The 13,836-nt window shown below is 75.5% G+C and carries 12 protein-coding genes; 7 read left to right on the top strand and 5 right to left on the bottom strand.

Annotation, left to right across the window (positions count from 1 at the left end; translation table 11 throughout):
- Positions 1-16 precede the first annotated feature (16 nt).
- From rpmB to purM, 5 genes are read right to left on the bottom strand one after another with little or no spacing between them, the layout of a single operon-like run.
- The gene (gene rpmB, locus AMPC_RS06220) at positions 17-238 is read right to left on the bottom strand and encodes a 50S ribosomal protein L28 (RefSeq protein ID WP_248345284.1); all 222 of its coding nucleotides are present in this window, start codon (positions 236-238) and stop codon (positions 17-19) included.
- Positions 239-295: 57 nt separating this feature from the next.
- Positions 296-1,828 (bottom strand): phytoene desaturase family protein, encoded by a 1,533-nt coding sequence (locus tag AMPC_RS06215; protein ID WP_248345282.1) that lies wholly within the window; start codon positions 1,826-1,828, stop codon positions 296-298.
- Between the two features lie 15 nt (positions 1,829-1,843).
- Positions 1,844-2,272, bottom strand: a complete 429-nt coding sequence (locus AMPC_RS06210) for a DUF523 domain-containing protein (RefSeq protein WP_248345279.1) — start codon at positions 2,270-2,272, stop codon at positions 1,844-1,846.
- Positions 2,273-2,312: 40 nt separating this feature from the next.
- Positions 2,313-2,978, bottom strand: a complete 666-nt coding sequence (gene purN / locus AMPC_RS06205; RefSeq protein ID WP_248345277.1) for a phosphoribosylglycinamide formyltransferase — start codon at positions 2,976-2,978, stop codon at positions 2,313-2,315.
- On the bottom strand, positions 2,975-4,009 hold the full coding sequence (gene purM, locus AMPC_RS06200) for a phosphoribosylformylglycinamidine cyclo-ligase (RefSeq protein ID WP_248345275.1): 1,035 nt from the start codon (positions 4,007-4,009) through the stop codon (positions 2,975-2,977). The genes purN and purM overlap by 4 nt, the downstream gene beginning before the upstream one ends.
- A gap of 137 nt (positions 4,010-4,146) precedes the next feature.
- Between purM and AMPC_RS06195 the strand changes: the two genes are divergently transcribed.
- The 7 genes from AMPC_RS06195 to AMPC_RS06165 all read left to right on the top strand — a co-directional run bounded on the left by AMPC_RS06195 (position 4,147) and on the right by AMPC_RS06165 (position 13,756).
- Positions 4,147-4,800: a Crp/Fnr family transcriptional regulator gene (locus AMPC_RS06195; protein WP_248345273.1), complete on the top strand. Its 654-nt coding sequence runs from the start codon at positions 4,147-4,149 to the stop codon at positions 4,798-4,800.
- Positions 4,797-5,561: an MBL fold metallo-hydrolase gene (locus AMPC_RS06190; protein WP_248345270.1), complete on the top strand. Its 765-nt coding sequence runs from the start codon at positions 4,797-4,799 to the stop codon at positions 5,559-5,561. Before AMPC_RS06195 ends, AMPC_RS06190 begins: the two co-directional genes overlap by 4 nt.
- Positions 5,562-5,567: 6 nt before the next feature.
- Entirely contained in the window at positions 5,568-6,410 is an 843-nt protein-coding gene (gene accD / locus AMPC_RS06185; RefSeq protein WP_248345268.1) for an acetyl-CoA carboxylase, carboxyltransferase subunit beta, read from the top strand.
- A gap of 19 nt (positions 6,411-6,429) precedes the next feature.
- A complete protein-coding gene (locus AMPC_RS06180) occupies positions 6,430-7,635 on the top strand; it encodes a bifunctional folylpolyglutamate synthase/dihydrofolate synthase (RefSeq protein WP_248345266.1) in 1,206 nt (401 codons plus the stop codon).
- Positions 7,636-7,723: 88 nt separating this feature from the next.
- Positions 7,724-8,977: an alpha/beta hydrolase gene (locus AMPC_RS06175; RefSeq protein ID WP_248345264.1), complete on the top strand. Its 1,254-nt coding sequence runs from the start codon at positions 7,724-7,726 to the stop codon at positions 8,975-8,977.
- 44 nt (positions 8,978-9,021) lie between these two features.
- The gene (locus AMPC_RS06170; RefSeq protein ID WP_248345261.1) at positions 9,022-10,977 is read left to right on the top strand and encodes an AMIN domain-containing protein; all 1,956 of its coding nucleotides are present in this window, start codon (positions 9,022-9,024) and stop codon (positions 10,975-10,977) included.
- 151 nt (positions 10,978-11,128) lie between these two features.
- A complete protein-coding gene (locus AMPC_RS06165; protein WP_248345258.1) occupies positions 11,129-13,756 on the top strand; it encodes an LPS-assembly protein LptD in 2,628 nt (875 codons plus the stop codon).
- Positions 13,757-13,836 lie beyond the last annotated feature (80 nt).

Raw genomic sequence — 13,836 nt, 5'->3', positions numbered from 1 at the left:
ACCGCGCTCGCGGCGCCTACGCGCCGGCGACGGACTGGGTGCGACCGCGCCCAGCCTTCACCACGCGCCCCGCCTTGAGGCAGCGGGTGCAGACGCGGATGTGCGACACGGTCCCGTCCTTGACGGCGCGGACCGAGCGCAGGTTCGGGAGGGAGCGGGTCTTGGTCTTGTTGTTCGCGTGGGAGACGTTGTTGCCGACGAGCGGCCCCTTCCCACAGATTTCGCAGCGGCGTGCCATGGCGTGTTACCCCTGAAAGAGCGCGGACTTCTAAGCTACTTCGGCGGGAAGATCAAGCTACTTCCGGCCGAGGACCTTGCCGAGGAGACCGGTGACCGCCTGGGCGGCCTGCACGCCGGCGTGGAACTCGCCCTCGAGGCCGAGCCCCGGGACCACCTCGCGGCCCGCGAAGAAGAGGTTCTTGTAGGGCGTGCGGGGCTGCAGCCCGGTCACCCCGAAGGCCTGCTCGCCCTCCACCCGGTAGAGCGGGTGGGGGAGCAGGCGCGAGCCCCGCCGGTCGTGCGCGGCCAGCGCCGGGACCGACTGGCGCACCAGGTGGCGCTCGAAGAAGGGGACGGCGTCGGAGATGGCCGCGAGGACCTGCTCGCCCACCTCGCGGAGGAACGGCTCGCCGCGCTCCCGCGCGTCGGCCGGGACGAACCCGGCCGCGCAGACCACCCGCTCGTCCGGGACCACCTCGCCCTGGCCTCGCCGGGTGTCCTTGCGGGCGGGGAGGACCTGGAGGAGCACGGCGTTGCCGAGGTCGTCGGGGCCGCGCGCGTCCCGGAGCGCCAGCACGGTCGAGCCGAGCGCCGGGGGCAGGGCGGCCTTCTTCACCACCAGGTTGACCGTGAGGAGCTGCCGCTCCGGGCGCACCGGCTCGAGGAGCGGCGCGAGGCGCGACTCTCCCTGCGGCAGGAGCCGCCGGACGGCGGGCGCGTCGGTCGCGAGCACGAAGGCCTTGGCGACGAAGTGGTCCTTGTGATCGACGAGCCGCAGCGAGGCCACCTTCTGGCCGTCGAGCTCGAGCGCCTCGGCCACCGCGGCCGGCCCCTCGCCGCCCCCGAGCAGCTCCCCCCGGTGCTCGCCGATGCGCTTGCGGATGAGCTCGCGCAGCCCCTCGTAGCCCCCCGGCATGCGGAAGGTGCCGTGCAGGGCGCACCCGAGGAGCCGGTTCAGCGAGAAGGGGGAGGGCGCGCCGTCGAGGTAGGTGAGGAAGCGCTGGGCGGTGAGGAGCGCGGCGGCGAACGGGTGGTTCTCGAGGCCGGCGAAGGGGCGGGCCTCGTCCACGTGCCCCTCGGGGCCCGCGGCCACGGCGCGCAGCGCCTTCGAGAGGGCGCGCCGCTCGCCGAACCCCTCGGGCGGCAGCGGCGGGAGCTCCTTCAGGAAGGGGGTGGCGGCGGCGAAGAGCTTCTCCACCGCGCCGAGCGCCTCGGTCAGCCGGGCGGCGTCGGCCGGCCACTCCCGGGCGAGCTCGCGGGCGCGGAGCGCCGGGTCGCGCGGGACGTCCACCCGGTGTCGGGGCAGGAGGAGCTGCAGGTCGGGGGCGGACGGCTCGAGCAGCCGGGCCACGTCGGTGTGGAGCCCGAGCTCGACCAGCGCCGCCTCGGAGGCGGGCGTCTGGCGCGGACCGAACAGCACCGCCGGCGCGTAGGGGAGGAGGTAGCCGCCGTCGAGGTAGGTCGCGCCGACGCCGTCGTGATCCACGTGCAGCACCCGGTAGCCGCGCTTCGCGAGCAGGGCGCCCGCGACCGCGCCGCCGAGCTGCGAGCCGACGACGCACACGTCGTAGACGCGCTGGGTGGAGGGGGGCTTCAGGATCTGGGCCATGGCGGTCCTTCGAGTCTAGGCGAGGTCGCCCTCGTGCAGGACGCGCAGCCCCAGCCGGGCGAGCCGGGCGGCGCAGACCCCCTCTCGCCCGCAGGAGGGGGAGCCCTCCTTGAGGATGGCGAGGCGGGCCCCCGCGCGGAGCGCGGCCTCGGCCGCGATCCCGGCGCCGCGCACGAACGCGGCGGTGGCGTCGTCGCCGGAGCGCGTGACCACGCGCGCCCGCCCGTCGAGCACCGCGGCGCCGTCGCCGCCCGCGAGGTCGCACGGGGGCCGTGGCGTGCCGAGGCCGCCCGCCTCCTCGGGGCAGACCGGCACCACCTCGCGGCCTGCGACCGCCGCGAGCACGCGCGGATCTCGCCGGTCGCCGCCGTCGTAGCGGCAGCGGGCGCCGAGGAGGCAGGCGCTCACGAGGACCGGGCCGGGGAGGTCGAGCGGGGTCGCCACGGTCCGCTCAGGGGCTGTGAGGGGAGCTCGTCACGGGCGCTCAGTCGTGCGGGCTCGAGAGGCCGCGCGCCGGCACGGCGGCGCCCGCCACCCGGACGCGCCGCCCCTCCACCGAGAGCCGGCCCGCGGCGAACCAGCCCACCGCCTGCGGGTAGATCCGGTGCTCCTCGGCCAGGATCCGGGCGGTGAGGGCCGCCTCGTCGTCCTCCGGGAGCACCGGCACCACCGCCTGCGCGATGATGGGGCCGGTGTCCACGCCCTGGTCCACGAAGTGGACGGTGCACCCCGCGAAGCGGGCGCCGTAGGCGAGGCACTGCGCCTGGGCCTTGAGCCCGGGGAAGGAGGGGAGGAGCCCGGGGTGCACGTTCATCACCCGGGGACAGCCGCGGCTCTGCGCGGTGGGCCCGAAGGCCTCGATGAAGCCGGGCGAGAGCAGCCGCATGAACCCGGCGAGGCAGACGAGGTCCACCCCGGCCCCGGCGAGCCGCTCCGCGAGCCGCGCGTCGTACTCGGCCCGCTCCACGCCCTTCGACGGCAGGAGGAGCGAGGGGACGCCGGCGGCCTCGGCGCGGGCCAGCGCCCCGGCGCCGGGCACGTTCGCCACCACCAGCGCCACCTCGGCGTCGACGCGGCGGGCGGCGCAGGCGTCGAGCAGGGCCTGGAGGTTGGTGCCGCCGCCGGAGGCGAGCACCCCGAGCCGGATCACCGCACGACCTCGCAGGTGGCCTCGCCCTCGCCCTTCTCGATGCCGCCCACCACCCAGGCCTCCAGCCCCTCGGCCCGGAGCGCCGCGATGGCCGCGTCCGCGTCGGCGGGCGCGGTCACGATCGTGAGCCCGAGCCCCATGTTGAAGGTCCGGAGCATCTCGTCGTGCGGCACGCCGCCCACGCGCTCGATGAGGTCGAAGATGGGCGCCCGGGTCCAGCGCCGCTCGTCGAGCACCGCCCGGGTGCCGTCGGGCAGGTTGCGCGGCACGTTGCCGGGGAGCCCGCCGCCGGTGATGTGGCCCACCGACTTCACCGCCACCCGGTCGAGCACGGCCAGGAGCTGCTTCGCGTAGATCCGGGTCGGCTCGAGGAGGACGTCGGCCACCGAGCGGCCGGCCAGCTCCGCCGGGCAGGCGTCGAGCGGGTAGGCCTCGAGCAGCGCCCGGCGCGCCAGCGAGTAGCCGTTCGAGTGGAGGCCGGAGGAGGCCACGCCGAGGACCGCGTCGCCGGGGGCGACCGAGCGGCCGTCGAGGATCCGCGACCGCTCCACGCAGCCGACGGCGAAGCCGGCGAGGTCGTACTCGCCGCGCTCGTAGAAGCCGGGGAGCTCGGCGGTCTCGCCGCCGATGAGGGCGCAGCCGGCCTGCCGGCAGCCCTCGGCGATGCCCTTCACCACCAGGGCGCCCTGCTCGGCGGAGAGCTTGCCGGTCGCGAAGTAGTCGAGGAAGAAGAGCGGCTCGGCGCCCACCACGGCGATGTCGTTCACGCACATGGCGACGAGGTCGATGCCGATGGTGTCGTGGCGCGCCGCGGCGAAGGCCACCTTGAGCTTGGTGCCGACGCCGTCGGTGCCGGAGACCAGCACCGGCTCCTTGTACTTCTTCACGTCGAGGGCGAAGAGCCCGCCGAACCCCCCGATGCCGGCCAGCACCTCGGGGCGCAGGGTGGGGCGGGCGTGCGGCTTGATGAGCTCGACCAGCCGGTCGCCCTCGTCGATGTCCACGCCTGCGTCGCGATAGGTGAGCGCCATGCGCCCCGCTTACCAAGCGCGAGCGTTCCGGCGCAAGGGATTCCGGGGGCTTCCGCCGCCTTTCCGCGCCGCATCGCGCGTTGACAGTCGGAAGAGAGGTCGGCTAACACCGCCCCCACGGCCAGGAGGGGCCGCCCATGAGCGCCGTCGAAGAGCAGCTCTTCCAGAGGTTCGGCAGGGAGTTCCCCAAGGGCTCGATCCTCTTCCGCGAGGGCGAGCCCGGCCGCGACATGTTCGTCATCCAGTCCGGCAAGGTCCACATCGCGAAGACGGTCGGGGACGTGGAGAAGATCCTGACCACCCTCGGGGGCGGCGAGTTCTTCGGGGAGATGTCGATCCTGAACAACCGGCCCCGCTCGGCCACCGCCGTCTGCGCGGAGGACTGCCGGCTCATCGTCATCGATCCGCGCACCTTCGAGACCATGATCCGGTCCTCGGCCGAGATCGCGCTGCGGATGATCAAGAAGCTCGCCACCCGGCTGCAGGCGGCGGACGACCAGATCGAGAACCTGCTCCTGCGGGACGGCTCGGCCCGCGTGGTCCACTTCCTCCTCAAGGAGGCGGAGCGGGGCGAGAGCGCGGCGGGGGGCCGCCGGGTCGAGGTGCCGCCGGCCGACCTGCCGGCGCGGGTGGGGGTGGAGCCGGCCACGGTGGACGAGGTGGTCGGCAAGCTCGTGAAGGCGCAGCTCGCCGTGGCCGGACCGAGCGGCTTCACCGTCCCCGACCTCGGGCGCCTCGCCCACTTCCTCGAGTTCCTGCGGATGAAGGCGCAGTTCGGGGACATCGCGTGATCGTGGACGTCCTCGGCGCGTCGGGCGGGGAGCTGCCCGGCCACCGGACCACCTCGTTCCTCCTGGACGGGGTGCTGGCCGTGGACGCGGGCGCGCTCACCGCGAGCCTGCCGCTCGAGGCGCTGCTCCGGGTCGAGGACGTGGTCCTCACCCACTCCCACCTCGACCACGTGAAGGACGTGCCGCTGCTCGCCGACCTGCTCACGGGGCGGCGCGATCGGCCGCTGCGGGTCCACGCCTCCACGGCCTGCGCGGCGACGCTGCGCGACAGCGTCTTCAACGACCGGCTCTGGCCCGACTTCACCCGCATCCCCAGCCCCGACCGGCCCACCGTCGAGCTCCGCCCGTTCGAGCCCTCCCGGCCGTTCCAGGTCGGGCGCTACCGGGTGGAGCCGGTGCCGGTCACGCACAGCGTGGACTGCGTCGGGCTCATCGTCTCGGACGGGGCGGCGGCGCTGGCGGTCTCCGGGGACACCGGCCCGACCGAGCGCTTCTGGGAGCGGGTGAGCGCGGCGGAGCGGCTCTCGGCGCTCTTCGTGGAGCTGAGCTTCCCGAGCGCGCTGCAGTGGCTGGCCGACCTCTCGGGCCACCTCACGCCGCGCACCCTGCAGGCGGAGCTGCGCAAGATCTCGCGCCCCGCCGTCCCGGTCTACCTCTACCACCTCAAGCCGGCCCATCAGGCCGAGCTCGAGCGCGAGCTCCAAACCCTCGGCCTCGACGGCGTGACGATCCTGCGCGCCGGCGACCGGCTCAACCTCTAGGTGAACATGGCCTGGTTCCAGAAGACTGCCAACAAGGTGAAGGCGAAGACCCCCCCGGTGCCCACCAAGGGCGAGGGGCTCTTCCACAAGTGCGACGCCTGCAGCGAGGTGGTCTACAAGCAGGAGTTCGAGGCGCACTTCAACGTGTGCCGCAGCTGCGGCCACCACGAGGCGCTGCCGGTGCGGCGCCGGCTCGAGATGGTGCTCGACCCGGGCAGCTTCGAGGAGCTCGACACCGAGCTCGCGCCGGCCGACCCGCTCGGCTTCAGCGACGCCAAGAAGTACAAGGACCGGGTCAGGAGCACCTTCAAGAACACCGGCCTGCGCGACGCCTTCCTCTCCGGGGTGGGCGCCATCGACGGGACGCCGGTCTCGATCGGCACCTTCGCCTTCGAGTTCATGGGCGGCTCGATGGGCTCGGTGGTCGGCGAGAAGGTGACGCGGGTGTTCGACCGGGCCTACGAGATGAAGGCCCCGGCCATCGTGTTCAGCTCCACCGGCGGCGCCCGCATGCAGGAGGGCATCTTCTCCCTCATGCAGATGGCCAAGACCTCGGCGGCGCTCCACCGCTTCCGCTCGGTGCGCAAGCCGTACGTCTCGGTCATGCTCCACCCGACCACCGGCGGCGTGGCGGCCAGCTTCGCCTGGCTCGGCGACGTGGTGATCGCGGAGCCCAAGGCGCTCATCGGCTTCGCCGGCCCGCGCGTCATCGAGCAGACCATCCGCGAGAAGCTGCCCGAGGGGTTCCAGCGCAGCGAGTTCCTCCTCGAGCACGGCATGATCGACGCCATCGTCCCGCGCCCGGAGCTGCGCCAGAAGCTGTCCCAGCTCCTCTCCCTGCTCGGCTAGGCCGCGGTCCGGCACCACCTTGGATCCCCGCACCTACCTCTCCTCGCTGAAGCCGCTCGCCATCCGGCTGGGGCTCGGCAGGATGGAGCGCGCCGTCGCGGCGCTCGGCCACCCCGAGCGCGCCTTCCCGGTCCTGCACGTGGCCGGCACCAACGGCAAGGGCAGCACCTGCGCCATGTCGGCCGAGGCGCTGCGCCGGGCCGGGCACCTCGTCGGCCTCTACACCTCGCCCCACCTCGTCCGCTTCGGCGAGCGGATCCAGGTGGACGGGCAGCTCATCTCGGACGAGGAGCTCGGGCGCGCCGTGGCGGCGGTCCGCGCCGCCTGCCCGTGGCACGACGCCGGGAGCGAGGACGACCGGCTCACCTTCTTCGAGTTCGCGACGCTGCTCGCCTTCGTGCACTTCGCCGAGCGGCGGGTGGACGTGGCGGTGGTCGAGGTCGGCCTCGGCGGCCGCTTCGACGCGACCAACGTGGTGCGGCCGGCGGTCACCGCCGTCTCGCGGATCGGCCTCGACCACGAGGAGCTCCTCGGGGGCACGCTCTCGGCGATCGCGGGGGAGAAGGCCGGCATCTTCAAGCCGGGGGTGCCGGCGGTGGTCGCGGCGGCCCAGCCCCCGGAGGCGATGGCGCGGCTCCGCTCCGAGGCCGCCTCGCGCGGCGCGCCGTTCCACGTCGCCGCCGAGGGCTGGGACGGGCTCGTCGCGCTGCGCGGCCCGCACCAGTCCGGGAACGCCGCGCTCGCCGCGGCGGCGCTCCGGCTCCTCGCGGCGGGCGGCGTGGCCGTGCCCGAGGAGGCGATCACGGCCGGCATCGCCACCGCCCGCTGGCCGGGGCGGCTGGAGGAGGTCGGCGGGGTCCTGCTCGACGGGGCCCACAACCCCGACGGCGCGGCCGCCCTCGCCGCCGCCCTGCGCGCGCTCCACCCCGGCCGTGCGGTCGAGCTCGTGTTCGGCGTGCTCGCCGACAAGGACCACCGCCGCATCCTGGCCGCGCTCGCGCCGCTGGCGCGGGGGCTCCACCTGGTCGCGCCGGCCTCGCCCCGCGCCCGCCCGCCGGAGGACTACGCGACGCTGGCGCGCGCCTTCGGCCCCCGCGTGGACGTGCACGCGAGCTGCCGCGAGGCGCTCGACTGCGCCCGGGCGGCGGCGGCCGACGGCGCCCTGGTGTGCGCGGCGGGCTCGCTCTACCTCGTGGGTGAGGCGCGCCAGCTGCTCGGCGGGTAGCCGGGCCAGCGCGGGCAGGGCAGGGGACGAGGCGGGCGCCGGGCGCGCCCCCTTGTCGGATTTTGGGGCTCTGCCCAGCTTTGCACCGGTGCGACAGCCCTTCTTCCACCCCGACGCCTTCGGCCCGCCGACCCCCCGCATCGACGAGGTGGACCTGCGGACGCTCCACCGCCGGAGCCGCTACGAGGTCCGGACGGAGGACGGCTGGAACCTCGCGGTGACCCGCTACCAGCCGATCCGCCAGCTCTTCCCGCAGCCGATCTTCGGCGAGCCGATGCTGCTCGTGCACGGCTTCTCGCAGAACCGGCACGCCTGGACCTGCGGCGAGTTCGTGAAGCACATGCTGTTCTACGGGGCGGACATCCACATCCTCGAGCTCCGCGGACACGGCCTCTCGTCGGTGGAGCGGCAGCGCGAGAGGGCGCGCGAGGAGGGGACGGCCCTGCCGGCGGACCTCGACTACGGCTGGGACGTGGACAGCTACTTCCTCCACGACGTGCCGGCCGCGGTGCGGGCGGTGAAGCGGGTCACGCGGCGCGAGAAGATCTTCTACTGCGGCCACTCGCTGGGGGGGATGCTCGGGTACGGGTACGCCGGGATGTCCGATGACCTCGCCGGGCTGGTCACGGTCGGCGCGCCGTGCGACCCCGGCAAGGGGTTCCTGCCGGTGCGGCTGCTCTCGTTCCTCGGCCCGCCGTTCGAGCAGCTCGTGGACGCCGCGCTGGCGGCCGCGTGGGGGCAGGCGGCGCTCGCCTTCGCCTTGCGCCGGAGCTTGCGCCGCGCCGCGGCCGGGCTCCCGATGCTGGGCGAGCGGCTCGCGCTCCTGCTCGGCGAGCAGGGGGAGGCGCCGGCCCGGCGGCGCTTCCGCTACTACCCGACCGACGCCGCGCTCCACCTCCTCGAGCGGGCCCTCACCTCTCCCGCCGCGTGGGAGGCCTGGGCCCGCGTGGCGCGCCACTACGCCTTCATCGCCAACCCGGGCCGCTTCACGCCGCGCGAGATCCGCTCGATCCTGCGCGAGGGGGCGGAGCGCGAGCCCCGCGGCGTGGTGGCGCAGATGGCGCGCTGGTTCCGGCGCGGCGAGCTCGTCTGCTACCGGACCCGGTACGACTTCAAGGCCCACTACGACCGGATCACCATCCCCATGGCGATCATCTTCGGCGACCTCGACCCGCTCGCCGGCATCCGCTCCACCCGCGCCATCTTCGCGGCGGCGCGCAGCGAGTACCTGCTCTGGCGGCCGGTGAAGGGGAACAGCCACCTGGAACTGACGATGGGGCGGGACATCCGGCAGATCTGCTTCGACGTGAAGAACCTCGTCGAGTACGCGCGCAAGGCTTGAGATGGTATCCTCCCGGGGCGCCCCCACACCCCAGGAGCATCCCGATGCGCCTTCACCCGCTCGCCCTCGCCGCCGCCCTGTCCGCTGCCGGAGTGGCGCGCGCCGAGAGCCAGGGACTCAACGCCATCCGCCGCATCGAGGTGCGCGAGTCCGAGGGCGCGGTGGCCATCCGGGTCGAGGGGTCCCGGCCGCCCAGCTTCACCACCTTCGCGCTGCAGTCGCCCGCCCGGTTCGTGGTGGACTTCGCCGAGTCCCGGCTCGACGGCGCACCGCGCGCGCTCGGCGTGGAGGACGGCGTGGTGGCCGCCGTGAGCAGCGCCGCCTACCCGGAGCGCTCCAGCGCCCGCGTGATGATCTCGTTCGCGCGCGACACCGAGCCGCCGCGGGTCCGGACGGAGGGGAACGCCCTCCTCGTCGAGGTGACGAAGCCGCCGGCGCCGAAGCCGCTGCGGGTCGCCTCGGCGGCGACGCCGAAGGAGACCGCCGTCTCCGCGCCGGCCGGTGCTCCCCCGGCCGCCCCGGCGCCGGCCCCCGCCGCGAAGCCGGCCCTCCTCGCGTCGGCGGCTCCCGTGAAGGAAGCCCCGCCGGCTCCGGCCGCGGCCCCTGCCCGGGTCGCGCCGGCTGCCGTGGCCGCCGCCGCCACTCCGGCGGTCGACCCGGCTCCGGTCGTCGCCGCGGCTCCGGTCGCTGCCCCGCCTGCGGTGATTGCAGCGGCTCCGGCCGCTCCGCCCACGCCGGTCGCCCCCCCGGTTCCGGTCGCTGCCCCGGCTGCGGTGGCTGCCGCGACTCCGGCGGCTCCGGTGGCTGCCCCTGCTCCAGCGGCTCCCGCCCCGGTCCTCCTCGCGCAGGCCGCGCCCGCGGCGACCGAGGCGGCTCCGGCCGCCATCGTCGCCCCCCGCCTCGTCAGCGACGAGGATCTGAAGAAGGAGGCGGAGTCCCGCGCCGAGCGGATCCGGGCCCGGGTCCGCGCCGAGGAGGAGGCCCGCGAGCACGCCCTCGCGGAGGAGCGCGCGCGCAAGCAGGCCGACGTCGAGGCGGCGCGCATGGCCGAGCTGGCGCGCGCGGAGGCCGCGCGAGCCGAGCTCGAGGAGAAGGAGCGGGCGCGCCTCGCCGAGGAGTCCGCCGCCCGCGCGCGGGCGGAGTCGGATCGCCGGGTCAAGGCCGAGCAGGCGGCCCGGGCGGAGGCGCTCGCCAGGGCGGACGCCGCTGCGAAGGCCGAGGCGGCCGCGAAGGTCGAAGCCGCCGCGAAGGCGCAGGCGGCCGCCAGGGCCCAGGCGGCTGCGGACGCCGAGGCCACCGCGAGGGCGAAGGCCGCTGCCGACGCGGCCGCGAGGTCGGAGGCCCTCGCCAGGGCGGAGGCCGTCGCCAAGGTCGACGCCGCGGCGAAGGCGCAGGCGGCCGCCCAGGTCGAGGCGGCCAGGGCCCAGGCCCAGGCCAAGGCCCAGGCCGAGCTCGCCGCGAGGGCGTCGGCCGAGCAGGCCGCGCGCGCCGAGGCGAAGGCCCACGCCGACGCCGCCGCGGCGCCGGTCGCGCCGGCCCCCGTCCGCCTCGCCGCCGCGGCGGCGGGGCCGGCGCCGAAGGCTCGCCGGGAACCCCCCGCGCGGCCCCAGCTGGTGGAGGAGGTCGGGTTCCGCCAGCTCCCGGAAGGCTCGCGCGTCTACGTCCGGACCCGCGGCGCGCCCCGCTTCACCGTGGTGGACGGCGGGGAGAAGGTGGTGCAGCTCCGCTTCGAGAACGCGCAGCTGAAGAGTCGCAGCGACGTGCGGCTCCTCGACACCTCCTTCTTCCGCTCGGCGGTGGTGGCGGTCGCCCCGAAGCGCCAGGGCGCGAGCTACGTGGTCGAGATCCGGCTTCGCGAGAAGGTGGCGTACCAGCAGAAGATCGAGGGCGATCTCCTCGCCGTCGACTTCGCGCCGCCGTCCGCGGCCCCCGCCGCGCCCGTCCAGAAGGTCTCCGCGCCGGAGCCGGCGCCGGAGCTGCCGATCCCGCTCGGGAACTAGCGGGTCGAGCCGGATGCGCATCCTGCCGCTCCGGCGAGCGGATCGCGGGGGCTCGCGCCGGTGTGCCCCCGGCCGGGCCCCACGCGCGGCGCGCCCCGACTTCAACGCGGTCCGCGCGCCGGGTCCGGCTCCGGGTATCCTGGGCGGCGCCGTGAGCCCGAGCACCCGCCCTCCACGAAGGCGCTCCGCCGCCCCGATCCTGCTGGCCGTCGCCCTCCAGGCGCTCGGCGGTCCGGCGCTCGCCGCCCCGCCGGCCGACGCGCCCGGGCCCGTGGACGTCGAGGCCCCCGAGGCGAGCTTCGATCAGCAGACCGGCCGGTACTCCCTCACCGGCGGCGCCGTGGTCCGGCGCGGGGCGCTGACCCTCCGGTGCGAGCGCGCCGGCTACGACCCCGAGACCGGCGAGGTGGACGCCTCCGGGAACGTCCTCCTGCTCGAGCCGGGCCGGGCGCTCGGCGCGAGCACCGCCCACCTCGTGCTCGACGGCCCCTTCTCCGCGACCGACGTCACCGGCTTCCTCAAGCCCGGCACGCTCGACCTCTCCTCCGCCCGCACCCTCGCCGAGGCGCGGGATCGCGGCCTCAACCGCTTCACCCTCCGCGGGGAGCGCGCGAGCGGGGAGGGGGATCGCTTCGACGTGGAGCGCGGCCGCTTCACGCTCTGTGACTGCGGCGGCGACGCCCCGCCGTCCTGGGAGATCCGCTCCAGCCACGCCGACGTCATCCCGGGCCAGCGCGCCATCCTCTCCTGGCCGGTCTTCTACCTCACGCCCCGCTTCCTCTTCGTCGAGCGGCCCGTCCCGTTCTTCGCGCTCCCCTGGTTCTACCTGCCGCTCGGCGACCGGCAGAGCGGGCTCCTCTTCCCGGAGTTCGCCATGGGGGGCACCGTGGGCTACTCGCTCGCGGAGCCGATCTTCGTGACCCTGGGGGAGAGCGCCGACGTGACCTTCACGCCCCAGTGGATCTGGGGGATCGGGGACGCCGCCGCCCGCGCCGGCACGCGCGGCGTGAAGGGCGGCGGCGGCGCGATCGAGCTGCGCGCCGTGCCCGCCGCCGGCACCGACGCGCGGCTCCGGCTCTTCTACCTGGACGACACCCAGCGCGACTACTACGGCGGGACCCCCTCGCCGGCGCATGGGGGGCGCCTCGACCTGGCCGCGCAGCTCGACAGCCGGCTCGGGCCGCGCGAGCGGCTCCGGCTCGACGCCGAGCTCTTCGCCGACCCGCTCCACCCGGCCGACTTCACCAACGACGTCTTCCTCCGCCAGAACCCGTACCGCCGCTCGGCGCTCGCCTTCACCGAGCGCGGCGACGATCTCCTGCTCTCGGCCGAGGCGGCCTACTACCAGCCCTTCGCCGGGGTCGGTAACAACTGGTTCTTCCCGGTGGACCCGGCGAGCGGGATCGCCCGCCCGGCCTACGGCGGCTTCGGGAGCCGCATCCCGGTGTTCCACCGGCTGCCCTCCCTCACCGCCACCCTCCTGCCGGTCGAGCTGCGCGGTCCCTGGACCTTCTCGGGCACCGCCAGCCTGACGCGCTTCGCGCCCATCCACGGCGCGACGGGCGACGAGGGCGCGAGCGGCGTCGGGCCCGGCGATCGCGAGTGGCCGGCCCGGACCAGCCTCGACGCGTCGCAGGGCGACGGCCGCTGGGAGACCGGAGAGCGGCTCGCCGCGACCCGGCTCGCGGCCCGCGGGGAGCTGCGCGCCGACTACCTGCTCGGGCGCTGGCTGCGCCTCGAGCCCTACCTGCGCGCCACCGGGCTCGGCTACGCCTTCTCCGAGGCCAAGGCGGCGCAGGCCAACGGCTGGCTCGCGGCGGGGCTCGTGGCCGAGACCGAGCTCTCGCGCCGCTACGGGGAGGGTGCCTCGGCGCGCCGCCACTCCATCGTGCCGAGGCTCGAGTGGCGCGCCGGGACCGCGCCGCTCGGCCCGGCGCTCCCGGCCTACGCCTACGACGAGCTCGACGACGCGCCGCCCCGGCCGGGCGAGCCGCTCGTCACCTACGCCGCGACGCCGACCCAGGCCGCCCTCGTCCTGCCGGTCCGCACGCTCACCGCCATGCCCTACGGCGGCTTCAACCAGCTGCGCGCCTCGGTGCGGTCGCGGCTCGTCGGGCCGCCCGGCGCGTTCCCGTTCAACGCCGAGGTCGAGGCGGGGCAGGACGTGGACCTCTCGCGCCTGGCGCGCTCGGAGACCTACGGGCGCCTCGGGCTCACCATCGGCCCCGCCACCGCGAGCCTGCTCGCGAAGGGGTACGCCTTCGGCGCGCCGAAGCCCGACCTCGCGCCCGGGCTCACGGCGACCAGCGCGCCGCCCTCCACCTGGCTCGACCCGTTCACCGCCTTCGCGGCCGGCCTCACCGTGGCGGACGGGCGGGGCGAGGACGTCCACGTCGGGCTGAGCTCCGTCGGGGCCGGCGGGTCGCCGCAGTCGGCGGCCGGAATCGAGCCCCTCTTCGACCAGCGGCCCTACACGCAGTCCACCAACACCGCCAGCGCCGGCGCGCGGGCCAGGTACTCGGGGCTCTCGGCGGCCTACGAGGCCTGGTTCAACCCGACCACCATCCCCGAGACCGCCATCTGCGGCGCCGGCAAGAAGACCAGCACCTCGCCCCACGTCTGGCAGCACCAGGCGAGCCTGACCTGGGACTCGCCCTGCCACTGCTGGAAGGCGGCGGTGGTCTTCGCCGCCAACGAGTGCGTCGGGCTCGACAAGCCGACCTACACCTTCCTGTTCGACTTCTCGCAGTTCTTCGCCCAGGCGAGCGCGCTGCGCTGAGCCGGCGAGCGGCAGCCGCCCTTTGCGGGACGGGCCGTGACCTTCCGTTGACATCGGGCGCGCTCCGCCGCTATCGACCG

The organism is Anaeromyxobacter paludicola, from assembly GCF_023169965.1.
GTDB classification, from domain to species: Bacteria; Myxococcota; Myxococcia; order Myxococcales; family Anaeromyxobacteraceae; genus Anaeromyxobacter_B; species Anaeromyxobacter_B paludicola.
The sequence above is the reverse complement of the archived record's forward strand: the minus strand, read 5'-3'. Positions and strand labels throughout refer to the sequence as shown.